Here is a 22,992-nt window from a genome sequence, read left to right on the forward strand (position 1 = left end):
CGCATTTTCAACCACACCGATGCTCATGATTCACAGTATTCCGGTGGATTGAAACTGCTCAATCGAAAAGCCTTTGGCATCGCGCGGCAAAAGAATCCCTTACATTTATTCCAGGGATACTTTTGCCTTCTGCCTGCCCCTTTAAAATTCAGATTAACGTTCCTGTGCCTACAGAAACTTCATTCCGGGAAGTTTCTCCGAGTACACCCGGAAAACTCCCTGCATTCAGTAACCTCCGGCACCGCACACAAGAGAAAGGCTTTCATTTCCGTTCATTCACCCTGTTCTCACAGACCTCATTTCAGTACATTCAAGCCTTACACTTGTTTTTGCCTCCACTCGATTTAGAATTTTAGCTTACTGACTTTCAAAAAGTGCTTTTATCATTTTACTCAATTTATAGATTCTTCTTTCCCGCATTCCAATTTAAGAATGTGCTTTCCGTCCGGCCATTGTTGTTCTGTTGGCAAAATAAAGTCCGTGTTTTTGGAGCCTGCAAGTTCAGGCCTGCTGTTTTGCAGAAAATCTCCAACCTCCTGGCGTCGAATAGTATTTCCTGCAAAAAACTTGCAGGTCCAACACTTCTTTTTTAACCGGGCCACAAAACAACAACGACCGACCCGATGGAAAGACGCATAATCTTAAATGATAGAAATATGGCAAAGAAGAATGGAAATAAATATTTTGAAAATGTTAGTAACGAAAAACAAAACTCACTCTCCTCCGGAATCCGCATAGGTGAGTTTGGAATTGTTTTTGTATGGCTCATAACATCACAATTACCAACCTTTTAAAACTGCCCGAATGAGAGAAAAAGTTAACAAATTACCGTTTCGATGGATTTTCAGAATCATCGTTATCGTACTGGCTTCTTATATTACCGGATTAAGTTTTTGGTATTGTTTACTGGCCTATATCGCAATTCTGTTCCTGATTGAATTTGCCAAGAATATGATAGTTGTAATTCTTGGTATTGCCATAGTTGTGGCGGTAACTCTTGCCATGTTTTTTGGTTTGATAGCGCTTTAATTTTTCAAAAGAATAGTTTTAATACCTCATAATGCAGGGCCGTATCGCCCTGCTTCTTTTTTCATGAGCCTGTGCGGTTAAAAAGAAGCAAAAAACCTTCTTAAAAGGATCCTGGTGATAATGATTGATCCCTTAATTTTAATCGCAAAAATACAGGAGTACCATGGACAAACAACAAGGTTAAATCCGCTGGATTTGATTCAGAATCTTCCTTTTAGTTCCTAAAACGAAAAGCGTATTCCGAATCAAAACCTTGCCTGAAGTCCCTGCTATCCTGTGAATGGTAAGCAATAAAATTATTGTTTAACAATTTAAAGCTTACTGTTATGAAAATTGATTATTTCAAAGTTTCCGAGATTAAAGTGTCTTATACTGACAAAGTAAAAGCATCAGAAAGACCTCAAATTGGCGCATCAAAAGATGCGGCTCAAATTTTCAAACACATTTTTAAAAATTGTATTCAGCACCATGAAGAGTTTTATGTAATGCTGTTGAATCGTGGCAACAAAGTTCTTGGTGTATCCTGTATTTCAAAAGGTGGAATTTCAGGAACCGTTGTCGACGTAAGAATAATACTGCAATTAGCTTTAAAAGCAAATGCTTCGGCATTGATTGTTTCTCATAATCACCCGAGTGGTAACCTTACCGCAAGTGCGGCTGATTTAAATATAACAGAGAAACTAAAAAACGCATGTCAGCTGATTGATTTAAGTCTTTTGGATCATCTGATTGTTACAGATGAAAGCTATCTGAGTTTTGCTGATGATGGATTGTTATAAATCCACTTCATAGAAAACAAGGGCTACTCGCATTGAGTAGCCCTTGTTTTTTGTGTTCTATTTAGACTTATATTTTCCCAACATTTCTGGCCTTTACCAGATCTTTATTCCTTACAATAAAGCGTTGGTGCCTCCCTCCATTCTTTTCATATAGCTCAACTACCAATTCCTTTTTGTCTGGTATCGTAAATGATTCGAAAACAAAAACAGTTGCTTCAGTAGAATTTCCATCAAGAGTCGTCAAGTTATTAAAGGCACGAACCGGTTTTATAACCGTCTCCTGAATGGCTGTTCTTTTGGCCACTTTCTTGTCCACGACTTTGAACGTTAGAAAATCAATTTCAAATGGAATGTCAGAACAATTTTCCAGCACGGTGCGAAAGTAAATCAAGCCTTTCTGGCTGTACAGGCCGGTTAATGCAAACCCAATTCCAAATTGTTTGCTAGAGATATTTTTGATTTGCTTCTTCCTGATCCCGTATATTTTCTCCATAGCCAACTTGATGTTTTGTGGTGTTTTGTTTCCAAGTTCAGCAAGTTGTATCTCCAGCGAGTTGTCCGGCTGGTTTCCCAGTTTGTACTCATGCAGGAAGTCCTTCATCTCAATATTCAACTTCGCAGGATTTTCAGCGTAGTTGACAATAAACGAATAAAAACTGCCCTCGTCGGTTATTACCGAAAAGTTGGTTTCTTCTGTAAAATCCTTTACTGAAGCTTTTACCCGGACCACATTTTCTGCACCATCGGCTTTCCCCGCTATGATATTTGAAGAACCAAGATCGATATAGCTTATGGCTGCCGGGAATAGAATATGGACAGTTTTATTGTAGGCTACTTCAATGTTGTAGGATGAAATGACCCTGTCTTTAGATATGACTTTGCTAAATTGGTTCTGAGCAAAAAGTGAAAAATTGCTAAGTAGTATTATCGCGAATAATATTTGTTTCATGACGAATGATTTTAAATGAATGAATTGTAAATTATTTGACGGGCATCAGCAATATTCGGTGCCCTGCTTTAAGGGTAACTTTTGTGGTTCGAAGTTTTTTGGAAACATACTGTGATGTCCCTTGGATAAAACTTCGCCCCACATCGGCTGCCAGTTGTTCGCCTGCAGTTGTACCCTGATTGATGCTAATGCTTGTCCCTGCATCGCGTCCCATGGTGGCAGTAATTTCCTTTAAAGCATTGACCTCAACCGAACCGGGAATAAACAATCCAGGCTGTCCGTCGGTGTCGTAAGCTGTGAGTTGCACCGGGATGATATTTCCGTTTTGTTCCAGCGAATTGATAAAAATATGCAAACGTTCTCCCTGTATTCGGGCGATACCTGTAATCAAGGCATTCTTTTGAAAATGGAGTCCACCGGTTTCAATCGCTTCCAGTAATCGTAGCTGAACATTTTGTCCGTTAACCAGTTTTTGAGTGCTGTTTACACAGGCATTAATGGTATTACGTTCTGTGGTTTCCAGCTCGCCATCTGCCGAAATGAATGAATTGTTTCGGGGCTGTGAGACCTGCTTTGGAAATACCGAATCAGAAACCGTTTGTTGCAAGGCAGTTGTTGTGCTTTTTGTTGAGACCTGAACCAATTCAGCTACATTTTCATCTGCTTGCTGGTTGACCGGTTGGTCAGTTGAAGGAACAGTCGTTCCTGGTTCTGCTAGCGCATTATTCGGCATATATTTAGCCGCCATCTGGTACGATTTTTCCATTAACAGCAATTGTTCATCTATGCTGTTGTCTTCCTGTTTTTCGGCCAGTTGTTTCTTTAATGCTTCAAGCTCTGCTTTTAGCTTTTCATTTTCAGGATTCGCCTTTGGTTTTTCGTAAAAGCTGCCCAAAGTGTTGTTTATATTGTTGTAAGCAGAAGCGGAATGCTGAATTGCCTGGTTTGGGTGCTCGCTTCCCGAATATTTCTCGGACAATCTATTTTCAGCTTTTGCGGAGGAAAGCAGATCGAATTTGGCTGGTTCATCCTTTTTAATCATCGACGAGAATTCATCCAGCGAGCGCACCGGCTTTTTCTGAAAAAGTGCCGCCTGCTCGAAGGCGTTGATTTTATCCTTCAGCAGATCCTCTTCCTGCGGTAACGGGATCTCTGTATTCAAACCAATTACTGTTTTGTTTTCCTCTTTGTCCGATGGCTTAAATATCAGCCACAGGCTTGCCCCAAAAACAAGGAACATCAACGCAAATACCGCGTACTTCTTTAGCATCTGCTTTTGCCCCGGCTTCAGGAGTGTTTTATTGTTATTGTCCATCTGTTAAATCTTTTAAGTGATTAATGATACTGTCTTGTGGTAAGTCAAGTGGAGTGATGTGTTCAATCTGAAACAGGTCTTTTACTTTCGGATCCCGGAACGAATCCCAAAGAGCAAAAGCGAACAGAAGAGTAAACAAAACGCACATCCCTAAAACCACCATTCTTCGTTTTTTCTCAGGAATTCTGTCACAACTCCCTTTGAGTCTATCCCGGCTAAGCCGTCTCAACTCCGAAAATCTTTTCTGCATGGTATTACCTTGTTACCGTTTGAATATCGTTGTTCTGTACTACCTCAAAGTTCTCCACGGTAAAACCATGAGGGTTATTATCGCTGCGAACCGAGTTGATAAGACTGCACTTTGTCACCAGGTTTCGTTCCGTGATATTGCTTTCGCGAATAATCACCTGCCGGGCATAGGTAGATGCCGTGTACGGATAGTTCATAAAATCAACAACCACACTATCTACATGTAGCGTTTGGTTAATATTTCCCGAAATAATCCGGTTGTAATAGCCTTTTTCAAGCAGGTCTTTGTAATAGGTGTACACGCTTTTATCTGCCAGAAACATGGCCCGGTTGATGTTTGACTCAATGGCATTTTTATCGGGTGAAAGCGTAAAAAACAGCTCATGAAAACGCCGTATATGTTCCCGCGCCTCTACCGGTCTGTTTTGTGCCAGATCCTGGGAAAGGGCAAGGATCAGGGATTTTCCCTTATCCAGGACATAAATCTTTTGCCGTTGTTGTTCTGCGAAGCTGTAGGCGCTAAATACCGAATATCCGGTAATGCCTGCACAGAGCAGGATAAACACCAGCCCGAAAAAACGGATCTGCCTGAAGCTTGTTTCGATATTTTTTAATGATTTAAATTCCATAATTCTTTTGTGATTAATTTTTCATTAGTTTTCCTGTCATATTCCCGGCCGATGCTCCGGCAACACCTGCAGCCATTGACGCCGTTTTTCCTGCCGACGATGTCACGTTCTTTCCATAATTTCCCATACCTCCGGCCATGATGATCCATCCGGCAACAGTTGGAATAGTGAAATACCCGATGATGCCAATAATCATAAATACAATGTAAACGCCGTTGGATGCTTCGACTGAATACGTAGCATCGGCCTGTAGTTTATCAATATCGGCTTGCAGCATCAGCACCTGAATACGGGCAAGGATGGAACTAAACAAATCAGAAACCGGTAACCAGAGGTACACGGAGATATACCGCGAGAACCATTGCGTCATGGTGGACTGAAAGCCATCGTAAATACTGATGGCAAAGGCAATCGGACCAAGTATAGAAAGTACGATCAGAAAAAAGGTGCGGATGGTATCAATAACCAATGCCGCTGCCTGAAAAAGCAATTCCAGAATTTCACGAAAGAAATCGCGGATATTCTTTTTCATGTTGTACAAACTACGCTCGATATACATCCCTGACATAGTTGCCAGATCTGACGGACTCCAGCCCAGTTCTTCCAGCTGCTTGTCAAATTCTTCGTTACTGACCAGATAAGCTGTTTCCGGATTTCGTTTCATGGCTTCTACCTCCAGTTCCTCTTTTAAATCGCGGTACTTTTCCATATCAAAAGTTTGTGCTTCCAGCATCTGGTTGGTGCCGACCACAATAGGGCTAAGTACCACGTTGATCGTCCCCAACACAAATCCGGGGAAAAACATGATACAGAGCCCAATGGCAAAGGGACGTAGGAGCGGGTAAACATCGATGGGTTCGGTGCGTGACAGCGACTGCCACACACGCGAAGCCACATAGAACAATGCCCCCAACCCCGCAATGCCTTTTGCCACACCTGCCATGCTGCTGCACAAAGGTGTCATCTCAAGGTAGAGGCTGCGTAATATCTGATGTAGGTTGTCAAAATCCATTACCAGTACCTTTCGCTAGAGTCACCATACAACGCCAACATCCTTTCGGTATCGCCTTTCTTTTGTGCCCTCAGGTACGAAACGGCAATGTTCTTATTGGTATAATAGCTTACCAAATTCCGGTAATGTTTCACCGAATCGTAAACACTGTCTATCACATCCATTCGCTCTTTATCGGTCAGCGATAGTGTACTGGCATTGACAATGCCTTTCAGATCATTCAGCAGGTAGGCACTTTCTTCCAGTAGTTTGGTATAGCCAAAAGCAATTGCCCCCAGCTCTTCCAGCGAATAGTTTTCATCCTGCAACATCCGCTGGTAGGCATTGATATAGATGTCGGTAATTTCTCCAACCATTAAAATGGTTTGTTGGACTTTTCGGGCATCTTTCACCAGGTTGTTTACAGCTTTTAGTGCATCGTAATAGGCTTTGCCCTGTTCATAGACCTTTTTCACTTCCTGGAAATTTTTGATCACATTGGAAACGGTACTGGAGGTTTGAATAATCTCCTTGGCCGTATTGGCGATACTTGTGGCCGTATTAATGGGATCATTAACCACCCACTGCGCTTTCAGGTTTAACGAAGCAAGCATTATCAGTAGCCCGGCTATCACTAATTTTGTTTTCATGTTCTTATTGATTTGAAGATTTAAGACTTGCGTTTGCTTGCCGCCAGTTGTTTAATGGCAAGCTCAATATTCCCGTCCAATTGTTCGGTTAAACGGGTAAGTTCCAGTTTCTCGGTTTCTTCGGTGGTGTAAGTGTAATATTCCTCCAAAGAGACTTCGGTGGCATAAACCGCAGATTGTACACCTCCCAAACCAATCCACACCTCCTTATAGTGATGTTGCGGGTGGTTGGCCAGATTGATGGATAGAATCTGTGATTTTTCTTTTTCAGTCAATCCAAGCAGCTCCTGAATGGAAGCGAACTTGTTCATGTACTTGCGTTGGTCAAGCAGGATCTTGCAATCGGAGTTATTGATGATACTTTCCTTCACAATTTCCGAAGCGATAATATCATCCACTTCCTGTGTCACAACTATTGCCTCACCAAAGAATTTGCGTACGGTTTTAAATAAATATTTGATGTATTCGGCCATTCCTTCTTTGGCAATGGCCTTCCATGCCTCTTCCACTAAAATCATCTTACGGATGCCTTTTAATCGCCTCATTTTGTTGATAAAAGCTTCCATGACAATGATGGTTACAATGGGAAAAAGCACCTTGTGATCCTTGATATTATCCAGCTCGAAAACGATAAAACGTTTGTTCAGCAAATCCATTTGTTTGTCTGAATTCAGCAGGTAATCGTATTCACCGCCCCGGTAATAAGGTTCCAGTACATTCAGGAAATTGGCTACATCGAAGTCCTTTTCGCGTACCTTTTTCGATTGGAGCAACTCCGTGTACTCATCACGTACAAACTCAAAAAAGGTATTAAAAGACGGAGCTACCTTACCGTCCAACTTTAACTTCCCGATATACAAGTTAACCGCATTTGACAGTGCCACCTCTTCGGAACGTGTGGGTGCCTCATCCTCGCTTTTCCAGAGGGTAAGGATCAGCGTTTTAATGCTTTCCCTTTTCTCAATGTCAAACACACCATCGTCGGTGTAAAACGGATTAAATGCAATCGGGTTGTCCTCGGTATACGTAAAGTAAACCCCGTCTTCGCCCCTGGTTTTATAATGTATTAAATCGCACAAACCTTTGTAGCTGTTACCGGTATCTACCAGAAGGACATGTGTACCCTGCTCGTAATATTGCCGGACCATGTGGTTGGTAAAAAAGGATTTTCCACTGCCCGAAGGACCAAGAATAAACTTGTTACGGTTGGTAATTATTCCTTTTTTCACTGGCAGATCTGAAATGTCCAGATGCAAAGGTTTACCGGTTAATCGATCGACCATTTTTATGCCCACCGGCGATAATGAACTTTGGTAATTGGTTTCGCCGGTAAAAAAGCACAAAGCCTGCTCGGTGAACGTATAAAACGATTCTTCTGAAGGAAAATCGGCTGCATTACCGGGGATGCCTGCCCAATACAGGGTGGGAACATCAACGGTGTTGTACCGTGGTTTGCATTCCATCAGGGCAATTTGCGAGCCCACATCGTTTTTAATTTGGCGTAGCTCTTCGGATCTGTCACTCCATGCCAGTACATTGCAATGCATGCGTACCGAAACCAATCCTTTGCTGTGTGCTTCGTTCAGGTATTCGTCTAACCATTGTTTGTTAATCTGGTTGGCACGGCTGTACCTGGAAAGCGAAAGCATATTACGCGCCATTTTCTCGAAACGGGCGAGATTGGTGGTATGGTCATCTATAAAAATGTACTGATTGTAAATATGGTTGCATGGCAAAAGCAAACCTATCGGAGCGGCATACGAGAGTAAACAGGAACTCCGGTCAGTCGACAGTTTTTCGTAGCGGCTTTCGGTTGATACTTTAGCAGGCAGATCGTCTAAATCGGAAAGCGTATGAAGTATCAGCGAGTTGTCGCCGATTTTCAGTTCTCCCGGATTTAAGGTAAGATCTTTCAATACATTATTCTGCCCATGGGAAAGTGAAAAATACTTTTCCACTATTCCCTCATGGGCTTCAGTCCCGGTAATCTGGTCGGCTGTTAAACGCCTGAGTTTTATAAAATCGCTGTCGTTAACGATTTGCTCAAACTGGTTTACGGCTTCCACAAAACGCAGAACAGTTTCCTTATTTTTTATCTCTTTGGGCACGATAAATCCCCTTCCCAGTGTACTAAAGGTGCTTTGTTGTTTGCTGCGTTCCTTTGTTGTTTTGGTTAGGAACAAATAACAGGTGTGATTCAAATACGGACGCTCGTTAAAGTGCCGTTCAAACGAAGAACTTAAAAAACTTAAATCCTGCTGTGGTTTTTCGGTTTTATAGTTCTCTTTTATATACCAATCCTGTTTATGCACGATAGAATAATCGGGCAAAACCTTTATTGCCTTATTCCACACCGAGTGCATGGCTTCATATTCTTCCGTTGTAACCGTAAATAGTTCCGGGAGCTTTACCTCAAAAGCAATGGTTATATCAGCATCTTTGCTGATAATACACCCCTGCTCCACTGCAAGTAACGGAAACCGGCTTTCCAAAGTAGCAGCTTTTAATGTGTTTCTCATACTGCCTCCTTTCTGTTGGTTTTGAACAAACGGGGAATACTCCTACGGTTGATAATTCGGCGTGGGAAATTATGCCTCGCCTGTAATTTCATTAACCCGTAACGCCCGAATTTTCTGTTTAAAGAGAAGGTGAGCCAGACAACCACAAAAGCAAGAATAAGCCCTGTAAAAATACAGGCCCATTGGTTGATACCGGTCAGGTACATAACAATGAAAACCACGAATGTTCCCAGCAGACCGCCTGCAAAAAGAAACAGGTACTGGCTTTGCAATCCTTTAAACTCGGCGGGCTTATTTACCCCTTTGTTGATGGAATACACTGCCATAGCTTACAGGAAGAAAGAACGTAAAATAGTGGCAGCAACAATCAGGAAAATACAGGCTCCAAACCAGGCAGCTGCAGTTTTTCCAGTGTCGGGATCGCCACTTGAAAATTTAGAATATACTTTTACTCCACCGATCAATCCCACAATGGCACCGATGGCATAAATCAGTTTTGTTGCCGGATCGAAATACGAGGTGACCATATTGGTGGCTTCGGTGATTCCGGCGGAGCCATCGCCCTGGGCAAAAATGGCCGTTGCCAGAAAGGTGAAGATTAAGGTGATGGATATTTTATATGAATTGATTTGTTTCATAGCATTTTGTTTTTGCTCCCCGGTCCCCCAGACCAGAGACTGTTTTACTTTGATTTTTTGATTAAAGTGTGGTGATTACCACTCTGCGAAGGTCCAAATTTTACCCGTAGTCTTTTTCTTTCATAAGCTATACCATTTAGTTCGTTTTCAGACAGCAGTTTTGCTGCTTTTGAACCAAATGTATGGGCTTAAAAGCTGGGGAAATGAAAGTTGGATGTAAGTGGTTGTTTGTGGCGGTATTTGGCGTTGGTTCCCTAAAAAATAAGAATTTAGTTATTAAATAGGAATAAGAAGAATAACCAATGCATTGATAAGTCCATAGTTATTTTAAATAAATTTCATTTTATTAGCTTAAAACACCGTATTTATTTCTACTACCCCAATAATGATCTCTATTTCCAATCTTATTAAAAAATTACTAATTTTCTTATTATACCTTCTGGTGTTACCTGATAAGACAGACTTATAAGTAATGAATGTCTAGACTTTTTAATACAATGTACTGATTGGGAATAATAATGTCTTCATTTTTTTTTATATTACGAATACAGTATGAAAAAAAGACTAACTGAAGATATGAACTCACACCTAAATGTAGAAACGTTAGATTTTTTACCGTGGGCCGTGATGACTCTGAGCACTGAAATGAAAGTATTGTATGCCAATGCCGCCGCACGCAGTGCACTCGATAAGATTGGAGCCAACACAGCCTCTTTTCCGGCTGGTGTAAAATGGATCAATCAACGCGGCGCACCGCTTTCTACTGAAGAACACCCGGTGGCACAGTGTATAAACCGTCGCGAACCCCTTTCGGGTGTGATGATTGGAGCTGTACTCCCTTCGGACCAGGGAATCGTTTGGTTGGAAACCCATTGCATACCAGAGATGAAAGAAGGAAGCCAACCATCTGAAACGGTTATTTTCACATTCGTGACAAAAGAACAAAGCGAAGCCGGACCAGAAACTAAATATTGTTCTTCAAAACCGGGAAATAAGCTGGAAGTTCTGACTACTGCGCTCGACAATTTAAATGAAGCGATTCTGGTGATCAGTCACGAAGGAACCGTGGTATACACCAACCGGGGGTATGCCGAACTTTTTAAACCCCTGTTGGGTGATATGTTGGACTGGACCTACGAGCAAATGACCAGCGCTTTTGATGTATACGACAGCAGCGGGCAGTTGCTTGCTCCTGAACAATGGCCATCTGCACGGATATTTAATGGCGAGACTGTCTTTCAGGAGAAAATGAAGGTTTCGCCAAAGGACAACAGCTTTTCAAGATTCGTTCAAATTAGTGGTGGCCCAGTTAAGCTTTCAGAAAACTTGGGACATTTCTATATTTTGTCTGCCTGCGATATCACAGATCAGGAACAAAACCTTCAACTGCTTCAGAAAAATGAAAAAAGCTACCGGAAGCTTTTCCTTCAAAACCCGCAGCCCATGTGGATTTACGATCTGGAAACTTTGAGTTTTCTGGAAGTAAACGATGCTACACTGAGCAAATACGGGTACAGTCGCGAGGAGTTCATGAACATGAGCATTAGAGACATCCGTCAGAAAGTTAATGTACCAAAACTTCTGAAAGACATAGAACGTACCAGTATGTCTTTGAATAATGCCGGGGAATGGCGACATCGGAAAAAGAACGGGGAATTGATTGACGTCGAAGTAATATCCTACCGCTTGACATACCAGGGAAGAAAAGCCCGACTGGTAATGCCACATGATATTACCGACCGCAAAAAAGCAGAAAAGCTGTTAGCAGAGAGTGAAGAAAGATTAAGCTTGTTTATTCAACATGCCCCGGCATCGCTTGCTATGTTCGACCGCGATATGACCTACCTGGCCGTTAGTAACAAATGGCTTGATAACTACCAGCTTTCAGGGAAAGACTTTATCGGGATGTCGCATTATGATGTATTTCCGGATATAACCGATGAATGGAAGGCCCTGCACCAGCGCGGACTGAATGGAGAAATCATTCGAGATGATGACGATATTTTTGTAAGACACGATGGTACTATCCAATATTTAAAATGGGAAATTCGTCCCTGGCTTACAGCTGACAAGCAGGTGGGTGGGATCATTATTTTCACCGAGGATATTACTGAGCGAAAGCGGGCCGAAGAAGCCCTGCAGCGTAATGAAGCCTTGCTGAATGAAACTGGTAAAATCGCAAAAATAGGAGGTTGGGAGCTCAACTGCACAACGATGCAACAGGTATGGACTGACGAAACCTTTGCCATCCACGACCGCGAAAAAAGTAAATACAATCCCAACTCTAACGAAGAGTTAAGTCGGTTTGAACCCGGTTCAAAGGAGCTGATTGAACCGGCTTTTGAAGCCGCGCTAACCAAAGGCCTACCTTACGACCTTGAGGTAGAAATGACCACTGTTAAAGGAACCCGGAAATGGGTGCGAGCAGTTTGCACTCCTATACTTACCGACGGAAAGGTAAGCAAACTAAAAGGAATGGTTCAGGACATTACCAAGCGTAAACAGGCTGAGAGGAAACTGATTAAGAGTGAGGAAAATTTCCGAAACCTGTTCTTCGATTCTCCTGATGCGTATTTACTGATTAAAGACGGTACTTTTATTGAATGCAATAAAGCAGCAGAGAAAATGCTTTCGGGCCCTCGTAGCGACATATTAGGGAAAACACCTGCGATGTTATCGCCCGAATATCAGCCGGATGGCAGAAAATCGGTAGTGTATGCTCCAAGGTTGATAAAAGAGACTTACAGGAAAGGTAAAAATTCTTTTGAATGGGTTCATAAAACGTTAGACAGTATCGAATTCATCGCTCAGGTTAACCTGAGTATAGTTGAAATATCGGGTGAGAAAATCGTTTTCACAAGCTGGCAGGATATCACCGAACGTAAGCAAGCCGAAGAAAAGTTGTTCGAAAGCGAAAAACGCTTTGCCACCATTTTCGAAGATAGCCCCATAGCCATTGCCCTATCGAGTGTTACAGATGGGAAAATCATAATGGTCAATCCCTCAGCTACAGATTTATTTGGTTTGACTACCGAAGAAATTATTGGCCACAGCACAACCGAGTTGGGGCTCTGGGCAAACCAGGAAGAACTACAGCATTTTTTGGAAACGCTCAGTTCCGGAAAACAAGTAAGTGGGATGGAAGCTGTTCTTCGGTTGAAATCAGGGGAAAAACGCGAAGTGCTCATTTGGGGTGAATCCATAGTCATCAATAACGAACCTTGCATGATGGCTCAGATTATTGACATTTCGGAACGCAAGGAGGCTGAAGAACAGCTTCGCGAACGCGAAGCTGAACTGTCGAATGCTCAGGATCTGGCCCAAATGGCCAGCTGGCGATATGATTTTGCAACGAACCAACAAACGGTATCCGAAAATTATGCAAAGTTATTCGGTTTCGATGAGACGGAGGCAGTCACCTTCGAACACTTTCTTAGCCGGGTCCATCCTGATGATGCCTGGAATATGAATCCCGACAATTACTCTTTTTCCCCTGATGCCCCACCTATTGTTTTTGATTTCAGGTTTAACCAAAATGATGGCTCAGTAAAATGGATCCAATCCAATATGGTACCCGACTTTAAAAATGGCCAACTGGTGGCTCTCAAGGGAACAAACATTGATATTACTGATAAGAAAAATCGGGAAGAAGAAATTCGTTTGCAAAACGAAAAATTAAATGCCATTATAAATTCGCTGCCCGACAAACTGTTCGTCCACGATTCAGAAGGAACTTTTCTGGAAGCCTATACCACCAATCCCGATGGTTATATTGTTCCTGTAAATAAATTTATGGGTAAAAATTTAAGCGATGTTTTCCCCAAAAAGGTGGCCGAACTGAACATGAAACATCTTCGCGAATGTCTTGAGACTAAAGAGTTAATCACACATGAATTTTCCGTGGATTATAAAGGAATATATTCGCATTTTGAGGTTAGGATCGTTCCGTTTTTAGATGACAAGGCCATCCGCTTTGTTCGCGACATTACGCAAAAAAAGAAAGATGAGCAGCAACTGGAAAACTATCGTCTGCGGCTGGAAGAACTGGTCGAGCAGCGCACCCGCGAACTACGTATCAGCCAGGATAAACTATTGCTAACCCAGCAAATGACAAAGCTGGGAAGTTGGGAATTTCACCCGGAGGCAAACAAAGCCATCTGGTCGGAAGAAACTTACCGTATTTTTGAACGTGATCCGCAAAACGAAGCTTATACCCTCGATGAGTTTATTGCATCGATGGTTCTCAAATACCGGGAAAAAGCCCACCGGAAGATTATGAAAAGCATACAAAAAAAGAAGTCGGTTGAACTTAACACAAAACACATTACCGAAAAGGGCAATATCCGCTACCTTAAGGTAAATGGCCAGGCGGTTTTGAAGAACAGCGAAGTGGATTTTTTTATCGGTTCAATGCTTGATGTCACCCAGGAAAAATTAAATCAGAAAAAACTGAACGCTGCGGTAAAATCAGCCATCGCCGCCAACAAAGCCAAGAGTATCTTTCTGGCCAACATGAGCCACGAGATCCGCACTCCGCTTAACTCCATTATCGGTTTTTCAGAACTACTTTATAATTCCGTAAACGATGATAAAAAACGTTCGCAGATAGAATCGATCCGAAATAGCGGACGTATTTTGCTAAATATTATTAACGATATTCTCGACCTGTCGAAAGTTGAAGCCGGAAAGATCGTCATCCAACACGAACAGCTTGAAGTATTTAAGATTGTTTGCGAAGTTGGTGGGATGTTTGAACAAAAAGTAGCAGAAAAGAAACTCGGATTAACCATTGAATCACTGACCGATTTGATTGTGCCATTGATGATTGATGAAACCAGGTTGCGGCAGATTCTTTTTAATCTGGTGGGTAATGCCGTCAAATTTACCGAGCAAGGGAAAATTGCCATTTATATCCACCATGAAGAAAAGAAGAACGGTCTTGTGGATTTACAGATCAGAATCAAAGATACTGGCATTGGAATTCCTGAAGACCAACTGGATGTTATTTTCGAACCCTTTGTACAACAACAAGGACAGGTGCAAAGAAACTATGGCGGTACAGGGTTGGGATTGGCCATCAGTCGACGAATGGCCGAAGCCATGGGGGGACGAATAGATGTCCAGAGCGTTCCCGGTGAAGGATCTGAATTTACTGTTCTGCTGAAGAATGTTGTCAAAGCCGAGGTTCAGTCTGTGGAGAAAACAGATCATCAGCCGGATTATTCAAACATTCGTTTGGATGGAAATACGGTCTTAGTAGTGGACGACATTGCTGACAACCGGAAACTTTTGTTGGACGTACTGGCACCCACCGGCGCACACTTGCTTGAAGCCGAAAATGGTGCCAAAGCAGTAAGGCTGGCTCGGGAAAAACAACCAGATTTAATACTGATGGACTTGCGGATGCCGGTGATGGATGGTCTGGCAGCCGCACAGTTATTAAAAGAATCACCGGAAACCGCCTCTATTCCATGTGTAGCCGTTTCGGCTTCCATTAAATTAGGTAGTGCCCAAAGTGCGATTCCTGAACATTTTGAGGAATATCTGATGAAACCGGTAGCCTTCGGTCAATTGTTTGATATACTGCTCAGGTACCTTAGTCACAGCAAAAAGAAGACAGAAAGCGGGACGGGTAAATCAGAAATTTCGGAAGAAGCCGAAAAAGAATGGCCACAAGCACTTAAGCAGTTCGCTGAAAACGAACTGGTTCCTTTATTCCACCACGTAATGAAGACCCAACTGGTGGATGAAATGGAAGATTTTGGGAAGCAGCTTGTTGTTGCAGGAACCCGCTTTGATGATGAAATGCTTATTAATATGGGTAACAAACTTATTGAATACGCTGACTTGTTTGAAGTAGATAAATTAACACAAACCATGCACGAGTTTCAGTTTGTGTTTAACCGCAAACTTAAATAACTTTCGAAATGGAAACAACACACAACAGTAAGTACAAAATCTTGGTTGTTGACGACAACAGCGAAAATATCCGGATTATCGGCAGCATTCTGCGCCAGAATAGTTACCAGGTGGGCTTTGCCACCGGAGGACAACAAACACTTGATATTCTCGGAGAAAAAGGAGAAGATTATGATTTGGTATTGCTGGATGTGAATATGCCTGGACTAAACGGATTTGAAGTTTGTAAAAAGATTCGGGAGAAATCGCTGTTAAAGGATTTACCTGTGATTTTTCTGACTGCCAATGCCGAACCTGAACACATTATTGAAGGTTTTTCGAGCGGAGGGCAAGACTATGTGACCAAACCATTTCATGCCGGTGAGTTACTGTCACGCATTGGAACCCATCTTGAACTTAAAGAAAGTCGCGAAAAACTGCAGCAAGTGAATGTGATTCTGGAAAAAAAAGTAAAGGAGCGTACCCGGGATTTACTGGAAGCCAATAAAAATCTTGAGACGGCAAATTGGCAACTCAGGCAACTGGATAAAGCCAAAGTCAATTTTTTACGACTGATCAGCCATGAAATAAATACGCCGCTAAACGGACTTATCAGTTTTGCAGAAATTCTGAGGGAACAACTAGTCTCAACAGAATATTTCAGTCTTATAGAATATCTGAATGAATCAGCGCACCGTCTGAACGAATTTGCACAATTGAGTTTGATTATAACCCGAATGCGGACTTCACCCGATCAATATCCTATTGAACTGGTTGATATTAGCGAAACAATTCATAATACGCTCGAAGAACTTTCAAAAGCAATCCATACTAAAAAAACGTCAGTAAATATTAACTGTAAAACAAAAAACACCAAAGTCTCCGGAAACGATCAATTAATTGCAGTCTGTATTTCTCACATTGTGAAAAATGCCATACAGCACAATCCTGAAGGAGAAGCGATTAATGTGAATGTATACACCGAGAATGATCGATTGCTTTTTACGTGTATCGACAATGGCCCAGGTTTTTCTGATGATGCACTGCAAAACCTCTTTAAACCATTCTCCCCAGGAGAAAAGCATGTGGACCAAAACAAAGGACTGGGTTTATACGTAGTTAAAATGATTGTTGACTTTCATCATGCAGAAATCTCTGTTTCAAATCGAAAAAATAAAGGAGCTGAAATTACTCTGATTTTCAACCTACTAAATTCATCGAATTAGAATTGTTATTTTGAAATACAATAATTTTTGGGATGAGGTTACGAAATAATAATTTAATCGCATATCCAAAGCTTCCATAAAAGAGAATTATGTATTGGGATATAAAAACTCCCCTATATCAAACTCACTTCTCTCATCATCAGAAAAAGAATCATCATTCTGCCCTAACTTCATCAAATGCAAATCAATTAAAGCGGAAATCCGCTTTTGGTAGTTCTCGGAAGTGGATGCCAGCTGTTCTACCCAATCGGTATTTTCATTTTCGTAAAGTAGCCTGCCGGTTTGGGCAAGCCCTTCTGCTTGGTCCTTTTCAACCTCTGTAACCACCTCCATCATTTCCTCAAAAGTTAAGTCCAATAAAGGACTGTTGGCAATGCCAAGCTCTTCCAATTCTTCATCGAGCTCAACGTCCACATAATCCAGAGCTACTTCGATATCCAGCTTACCCGTGAAATTTGAATGGGATTGACTCTTTCTCTCCGTATTCAAAACAAAGGTGCTTTTTCCAATTATTCCACTTTCATCTGATAAATTGTTTTTTCTTTCTTCATTGGCAACAGGTGCCGAAGAACACCTCCAATCCTTAAAGAAAATACGTAGCAGAATGATTATCCCTACTATTACAACAAATTCAATCATAACTCCAGGTTTAGGTTAAAAAATACCTTCATTGTTTTCGTTATATCGTTTGACTATTTCTTCCTGAAATTCGTCAAAATGATGTGTGAGCACATTATCGATATAGGTATAAATCGAAATCTCGTCCTTACCGATCACTCGGATAATTTGCTGAATTCGTTTGTGGTATTCCTGTCGGATAGGAACATTCTTTCCAAAGCGCGCCTTCGTTCTGGAATCCGAAAGGAAAAGCTCATCATAAGCTTGGTTTGTTGGTTTCCGTTTTACAACGGTTGTTGGCTTTTTCTCCTGTCTCTTTCCGGCCTCCGGTTTTTCATTCTGAATCGTTGAAATGATAAATTCTTCATCTATTTCATCCGGATTATATTTCTTTCGTGCCATGGATTTTACTGTTTAATGGTTTTTAGGATTTCGTCGGCCAGTGCGATCAGGTTACTTCCTTTTAAAAGGCTGTTGTGAGCCGGGAAAAGAGTTGAGCGGAATACAGGCTTGTGGCCGGAAGTCAGCTCCCTGCGAAAACGTTTTGTATCAGGCACAAATGTTTTCAGAATATTTAAGCCCAACTCGCCAATTACATTTTCATACACATCGTAGAGTTCGTTTTTCTCCCTCCCATCAACCATATTCCAAATCAGGTACAAACCTTTGATATCGCTCTTCCCGACGCTAATCAGATTTTCATTCAACATTGTGGCAAATTTCAATGTGCTTTCCATCACCACACGATCGGCACTCACCGGCGAAAAGATATAATCCATTCCGCCCAGTGTTTTTACCACACCTCGACTGTTTAAAGTTCCCGGGAGATCGAAAAATATTATATCGGGCTGAATCGTTGCACCGTCGATCAGATTTTCAGCTACATCAATGGCATCTTCGGGCATACTTTTTTCAACCGGGTATGCCTTTCGCTTTATGGTGCTAAATTGTCTATAGGCTAATTGCTTATAATAGTTATCCTTCATCACCTGTTCCATATCGCGCTGGCGCATTTCAGCAATACTGTGCTGCGGATAATCACAATCCACCACTGCAATTTCAAGGCCTTTTACATAGTGCAGGTAACTCGACATTAAAACGGTAAAAGCTGTTTTCCCAACACCTCCCTTTTGTGTGCTGAACGCAATAAATAATGTTTCTTTTTCCATGACCTTTGTTTTTTTGATGAGTAAATTATTTCTATAATTATTCAATCGAATAGGATAATGTCTGAGTCAATAATCGATTAATGAGCTGTGTAAATGAGTTTGTGTTGCATTGTTTAATTAATGAAGTGTTGCAACGTTTCAACATTGAAATATTGCCCCCCTTAAGCTCTTCGTTGTTGCATTACTTAACTATTCAATTCTTTGCCAAAATCAGTTTTTAAATATTTCGTTTGCAACATGTTTCATTCACATTTTATTTATTCCGACTAACATATCTCTGCTTACACCAACCATTAAATAATCCATCATTTCACCGACCAAATGAACAAATAAAAAGCTGTTAAAACCGTGCTTTTTAAAGGGCTGGAAGTACTTGGCCTTCTCTGGCAGTATTTGGCTTATTTCGGTATAATTAGAATTCAAAACACCCATTCTACCTTTGTTTCCAACAATTTTAAAGAGTAAAAACATCATCGACAAAACGGCTATGTCCAATAACTTTTATGGTAACGCTACAAGGTGTGCACTGGCACACGGCAAGTTGTGTTTTGAGTAACTCAAAACGTTTCGGGTTACCCGAAACCACTTGCCCCGTTGGGGAAAATCATCACTCCGAAGTCGTGTGATTTTTGATCAGAATTCTGGTAATGATTAATGCTTTAAATACAATAAAATGGGAATAGAAAAACGAAGAAATAGACACAAAGGGGGACGTAAACCGAAAAAAGATCCGTGTATACATCGTTATGCGATTAGCTTAAATGATGTTGACAATGCACGATTTCTTGCTCTTTTCGAGGCATCGGGAATGGAAGTTAAAGCACATTTTATTACTGCCTGCATTTTTGATAAGCCTGTTAAAGTGGTAAAAATCGATAAGGGATCGATGGATTATTATATGCGCCTGACCTCCTTTTATTCACAATTCAGGGCGATTGGCGTGAATTACAACCAGGTTACGAAAGCAATAAAAAACAACTTTTCGGAGAAAAAGGCACTGGCTTTTCTTGCCCAACTACAGAAAGCAACTTTTCAATTAATTGCGATAAACCAGAAGATATTGGATTTAACCAAAGAATTTGAAAAAAGATGGTTGCAAAAATAAGCTCAGGAAGTTCAATTTATAGTGCATTAGCATACAATCACGATAAGCTAAAAAAGGATGCTGCTTCTGTATTAATGGTCAACAAAATGATTGAACCTTTTGATGGAAAGTATTCAATTGGTTTATGCACGAGTTCTTTTGAACCGTATTTGAGTGCCAATAAACGAACCGAAAATCCGGTTATTCATATTTCGTTAAATCCTGATCCAAAGGATAAGCTAAACGATGAACAATTCTCTCAGTTGGCTGAACAATACATGGCAAAACTGGGCTATGGAAATCAACCCTACATCGTTTACAAGCACGAAGACATTGACCGCCATCATTTGCATATTGTTTCAGTAAAGATTGACGAGACAGGGAAAATGATTCGGGACAATTTTCAACACCGGCTATCCATGCGTATTTGTCGGGAACTGGAGCAGAATTTTGGATTAACACCTGCCAATGAAAAACAAAAGAAAGGAGTTTATAACTTAAAGCCGGTTGAATTCGAAAAGGGAAATCTAAAACAGCAAATTGCCAATGTTGTTCGTCCTGTATCGAGGACTTGGAACTTTCAATCGTTTAATGAATACAAGGCCTTGCTTTCATTCTACAATGTTCAAGCCACTGAAGTAAGAGGTGAAAAGAACGGGAAACCTTTTCATGGGATTGTTTATGCGGCTTTAGACAATAAAGGAGAAGTAGTTGGAAATCCAATCAAGTCATCAAAATTTGGGAAATTAACGGGACATGAAGCTCTACTTACTCAAATTGAAAAATCAAGAGAACAGATCAGAAATAAAAAGCTAAAAGAACGGCCCGAGGACGTTATCTTCAAAGTATTTCATAAGAGTGAGAATAGAAAAGACTTCGAAGACCAATTATTTAAACAAGGTATATCGGTGCTGTTTCGGGAAAATGATTCAGGACGCATTTACGGAGCAACCTTTATCGATCACAAGCAAAAGTTTGTGTTTAACGGTTCACGCCTGGGTAAAGAGTTTTCTGCCAATGTTTTTAATGAACGATTTGGAGTTGAAAACAATACGGATGAACAATTCAAGTCTCCAGAACAGGGTCATTCAGAATTTCCTGACAACAAAGACTCAAGCATCGAGAATCTGGCCGGATTGTTCGGCCTTGATGCTCTTGGCGAAGACTACCAGGAGGAAGCTTTCATAAGAAGAATGAAACGAAAGAAAAGAAAAAAACGAAAAAACTAAGCTATGCAAAACGAAGACGATGTAAGAGCCCTTGCAAAAATTATTGAGCTAATCAGGGCAGTGAGTATCCTCATTTTAATATTTCATATTTACTGGTTTTGTTATGAGATCCTTGTTGAGTTTCATGCAGCAGTTGGCATCATCGATAAAATTCTGCTGAATTTTCAGAAATATACAGGAATCTTTTCAATGCCATTCTGGTCGAAGCTGGCAAGTTTTGTTTTGCTCGCAATTTCCTGCCTAGGAATACGAGGTGTAAAAACAGAGAAAGTGACTTGGACCAAGATTATGATATTTCTCGTTATCGGATTAGGTTTCTATTTCTTTAATGGTTTTATACTGAAGCTTCAAACCTCGTTAATAGCAAAAAGTATTCTTTACATTTTATTGTTGTCAATTGGATATATCCTGCTTTTGAAATCGGGATTATGGATGAGTCGTTTGTTAAAAAATAACCTGATGCAGGATGTTTTTAACGACGAAAATGAGTCGTTTATGCAGGAAATGCAATTAAGGGAGAATGAATACTCTGTAAACCTCCCCACACGGTTTAAGCATAAGGGAACAGATTACGATGGCTGGATTAATGTTGTGAATCCTTTCCGGGCAAGTATTGTCTTAGGTACTCCAGGAAGCGGAAAATCTTATGCCATTGTAAATAATTACATAAGGCAGCAAATTCAGAAGGGTTTCAGCATGTATATTTACGATTTTAAGTTTGACGACCTAAGCGTGATTGCTTACAATACACTATTGAAAAACATACACAGATACGACGTGCCTCCGAAATTTTATGTAATAAATTTTGATGACCCGGAACGCAGTCACCGTTGTAATCCCATTGCTCCTGAATTTATGACCGATATCGCCGATGCTTATGAATCGGCTTATACGATCATGCTGAACTTGAATAAAACCTGGATTCAGAAACAAGGGGATTTCTTTGTTGAATCGCCAATTATCCTTCTGGCTGCTATTATCTGGTACCTGAAGATTTATAAAAACGGAAAATATTGCACCTTCCCTCATGCAGTGGAATTCTTAAATAAAAAGTATGCTGATATTTTTACCATTTTGACTTCATATCCAGAATTGGAAAATTACCTCTCGCCTTTTATGGATGCATGGGAAGGCGGTGCGCAAGATCAGCTGCAAGGGCAGATTGCCAGTGCCAAAATTCCATTATCAAGGATGATTTCTCCTCAACTTTATTGGGTGATGTCTGGTAACGATTTTACTTTAGACATCAATAATCCAAAAGAACCGAAGATTCTTTGTGTTGGTAACAATCCTGACCGTCAGAACATTTACTCTGCTGCACTGGGTTTATATAACTCGCGCATAGTAAAACTCATCAATAAAAAGGGACAGTTAAAAAGTTCAGTGATTATTGATGAGTTACCAACTATATATTTCCGTGGATTGGATAATTTGATTGCAACTGCACGAAGTAATAAAGTTGCGGTTTGTTTGGGATTTCAGGACTTTTCGCAGCTAAACCGGGATTATGGCGACAAAGAAGCAAAGGTTGTTATGAATACCGTTGGAAATATTTTTAGCGGCCAGGTGGTTGGTGAAACTGCTAAAACCTTGTCGGAACGATTTGGGAAGGTATTGCAAAAACGCCAGTCGATGACTATTAACCGGCAGGATAAATCAACCTCCATTAACACTCAGATGGATACCTTAATTCCGGCTTCAAAAATCAGCAATCTTACACAGGGAACTTTTGTGGGTGCCGTTTCGGATAACTTTGACGAACGTATTGAGAAAAAGATTTTCCATGCAGAAATTGTAGTTGACAACGAGAAAGTGGCCAGAGAGACAAGAAATTATAAGCCTATCCCGGTTATCACAAACTTCACTGATAAGGACGGAAAAAACCAGCTTCAGCAGGAAATTAATTTCAATTATTCACGCATCAAAAGCGAAACGGCACAAATTGTTGCGGATGAATTGGAAAGAATCAAAAACGATCCGGGACTGGGGCATTTGATTAAGAGTTAGCTTTTTCTATATT

General features: G+C 41.0%; 20 protein-coding genes. 8 read left to right on the top strand and 12 right to left on the bottom strand.

Features of this window, described 5'->3' with window-relative positions:
- Positions 1-656 precede the first annotated feature (656 nt).
- The 3 genes from LH29_RS24585 (at position 657) to LH29_RS10520 (ending at position 1,808) form a co-directional block, all read left to right on the top strand.
- On the top strand, positions 657-794 hold the full coding sequence (locus LH29_RS24585; RefSeq protein ID WP_157493664.1) for a hypothetical protein: 138 nt from the start codon (positions 657-659) through the stop codon (positions 792-794).
- Positions 795-804: 10 nt separating this feature from the next.
- Positions 805-1,029 carry a hypothetical protein gene (locus LH29_RS10515; protein ID WP_045029394.1) on the top strand — a complete coding sequence of 75 codons (225 nt, stop codon included), beginning with the start codon at positions 805-807 and terminating at the stop codon, positions 1,027-1,029.
- A 326-nt stretch (positions 1,030-1,355) separates the two neighbouring features.
- Entirely contained in the window at positions 1,356-1,808 is a 453-nt protein-coding gene (locus LH29_RS10520) for a JAB domain-containing protein (protein WP_045029396.1), read from the top strand.
- Positions 1,809-1,875: 67 nt separating this feature from the next.
- On the opposite strand, the gene traN is transcribed toward LH29_RS10520, so the two are convergent.
- Genes traN through LH29_RS10560 form a run of 9 tightly spaced genes read right to left on the bottom strand, consistent with a single transcriptional unit; the run spans position 1,876 to position 9,748 of the window.
- Positions 1,876-2,757 carry a conjugative transposon protein TraN gene (gene traN / locus LH29_RS10525; protein ID WP_045029399.1) on the bottom strand — a complete coding sequence of 294 codons (882 nt, stop codon included), beginning with the start codon at positions 2,755-2,757 and terminating at the stop codon, positions 1,876-1,878.
- Positions 2,758-2,788: 31 nt separating this feature from the next.
- Entirely contained in the window at positions 2,789-4,072 is a 1,284-nt protein-coding gene (traM, locus tag LH29_RS10530; protein WP_045029402.1) for a conjugative transposon protein TraM, read from the bottom strand.
- Positions 4,062-4,322: a TraL conjugative transposon family protein gene (locus LH29_RS25115; protein ID WP_082063579.1), complete on the bottom strand. Its 261-nt coding sequence runs from the start codon at positions 4,320-4,322 to the stop codon at positions 4,062-4,064. Before LH29_RS25115 ends, traM begins: the two co-directional genes overlap by 11 nt.
- A 4-nt stretch (positions 4,323-4,326) precedes the next feature.
- Positions 4,327-4,950 carry a conjugative transposon protein TraK gene (traK, locus tag LH29_RS10535; protein WP_045029405.1) on the bottom strand — a complete coding sequence of 208 codons (624 nt, stop codon included), beginning with the start codon at positions 4,948-4,950 and terminating at the stop codon, positions 4,327-4,329.
- Positions 4,951-4,963: 13 nt separating this feature from the next.
- Positions 4,964-5,962, bottom strand: a complete 999-nt coding sequence (gene traJ, locus LH29_RS10540) for a conjugative transposon protein TraJ (protein ID WP_045029408.1) — start codon at positions 5,960-5,962, stop codon at positions 4,964-4,966.
- Positions 5,962-6,591 (bottom strand): DUF4141 domain-containing protein, encoded by a 630-nt coding sequence (locus LH29_RS10545; RefSeq protein ID WP_045029410.1) that lies wholly within the window; start codon positions 6,589-6,591, stop codon positions 5,962-5,964. Before LH29_RS10545 ends, traJ begins: the two co-directional genes overlap by 1 nt.
- 20 nt (positions 6,592-6,611) lie before the next feature.
- Entirely contained in the window at positions 6,612-9,110 is a 2,499-nt protein-coding gene (locus LH29_RS10550) for a TraG family conjugative transposon ATPase (RefSeq protein WP_045029411.1), read from the bottom strand.
- A complete protein-coding gene (locus LH29_RS10555) occupies positions 9,107-9,436 on the bottom strand; it encodes a DUF4133 domain-containing protein (RefSeq protein ID WP_045029413.1) in 330 nt (109 codons plus the stop codon). Before LH29_RS10555 ends, LH29_RS10550 begins: the two co-directional genes overlap by 4 nt.
- A 3-nt stretch (positions 9,437-9,439) precedes the next feature.
- Positions 9,440-9,748 carry a DUF4134 domain-containing protein gene (locus tag LH29_RS10560; RefSeq protein ID WP_045029416.1) on the bottom strand — a complete coding sequence of 103 codons (309 nt, stop codon included), beginning with the start codon at positions 9,746-9,748 and terminating at the stop codon, positions 9,440-9,442.
- 552 nt (positions 9,749-10,300) lie between these two features.
- On the opposite strand from LH29_RS10560, the gene LH29_RS23790 reads away from it, so the two are divergent.
- Positions 10,301-15,667 (top strand): PAS domain S-box protein, encoded by a 5,367-nt coding sequence (locus LH29_RS23790; RefSeq protein WP_052670781.1) that lies wholly within the window; start codon positions 10,301-10,303, stop codon positions 15,665-15,667.
- A gap of 8 nt (positions 15,668-15,675) precedes the next feature.
- The gene (locus LH29_RS23795; protein ID WP_052670783.1) at positions 15,676-16,872 is read left to right on the top strand and encodes an ATP-binding response regulator; all 1,197 of its coding nucleotides are present in this window, start codon (positions 15,676-15,678) and stop codon (positions 16,870-16,872) included.
- 87 nt (positions 16,873-16,959) lie between these two features.
- On the opposite strand, the gene LH29_RS10575 is transcribed toward LH29_RS23795, so the two are convergent.
- Genes LH29_RS10575 through LH29_RS10585 form a run of 3 tightly spaced genes read right to left on the bottom strand, consistent with a single transcriptional unit; the run spans position 16,960 to position 18,659 of the window.
- Entirely contained in the window at positions 16,960-17,511 is a 552-nt protein-coding gene (locus LH29_RS10575; protein WP_045029419.1) for a hypothetical protein, read from the bottom strand.
- 15 nt (positions 17,512-17,526) lie between these two features.
- Entirely contained in the window at positions 17,527-17,892 is a 366-nt protein-coding gene (locus tag LH29_RS10580) for a DUF3408 domain-containing protein (protein ID WP_052670785.1), read from the bottom strand.
- A 5-nt stretch (positions 17,893-17,897) separates the two neighbouring features.
- Positions 17,898-18,659, bottom strand: coding sequence for a ParA family protein (locus LH29_RS10585; RefSeq protein ID WP_045029422.1), 762 nt, complete (start codon positions 18,657-18,659; stop codon positions 17,898-17,900).
- A 673-nt stretch (positions 18,660-19,332) separates the two neighbouring features.
- On the opposite strand from LH29_RS10585, the gene mobA reads away from it, so the two are divergent.
- Genes mobA through mobC form a run of 3 tightly spaced genes read left to right on the top strand, consistent with a single transcriptional unit; the run spans position 19,333 to position 22,979 of the window.
- Positions 19,333-19,764, top strand: a complete 432-nt coding sequence (gene mobA, locus LH29_RS10595; protein ID WP_045029427.1) for a conjugal transfer protein MobA — start codon at positions 19,333-19,335, stop codon at positions 19,762-19,764.
- Entirely contained in the window at positions 19,749-20,972 is a 1,224-nt protein-coding gene (gene mobB, locus LH29_RS10600; RefSeq protein ID WP_045029430.1) for a conjugal transfer protein MobB, read from the top strand. Before mobA ends, mobB begins: the two co-directional genes overlap by 16 nt.
- A gap of 3 nt (positions 20,973-20,975) precedes the next feature.
- A complete protein-coding gene (gene mobC / locus LH29_RS10605; RefSeq protein WP_045029432.1) occupies positions 20,976-22,979 on the top strand; it encodes a conjugal transfer protein MobC in 2,004 nt (667 codons plus the stop codon).
- The last annotated feature ends 13 nt before the right edge of the window (positions 22,980-22,992 follow it).

This window comes from Draconibacterium sediminis (genome assembly GCF_000949475.1).
In the GTDB taxonomy this organism is placed as follows: domain Bacteria; phylum Bacteroidota; class Bacteroidia; order Bacteroidales; family Prolixibacteraceae; genus Draconibacterium; species Draconibacterium sediminis.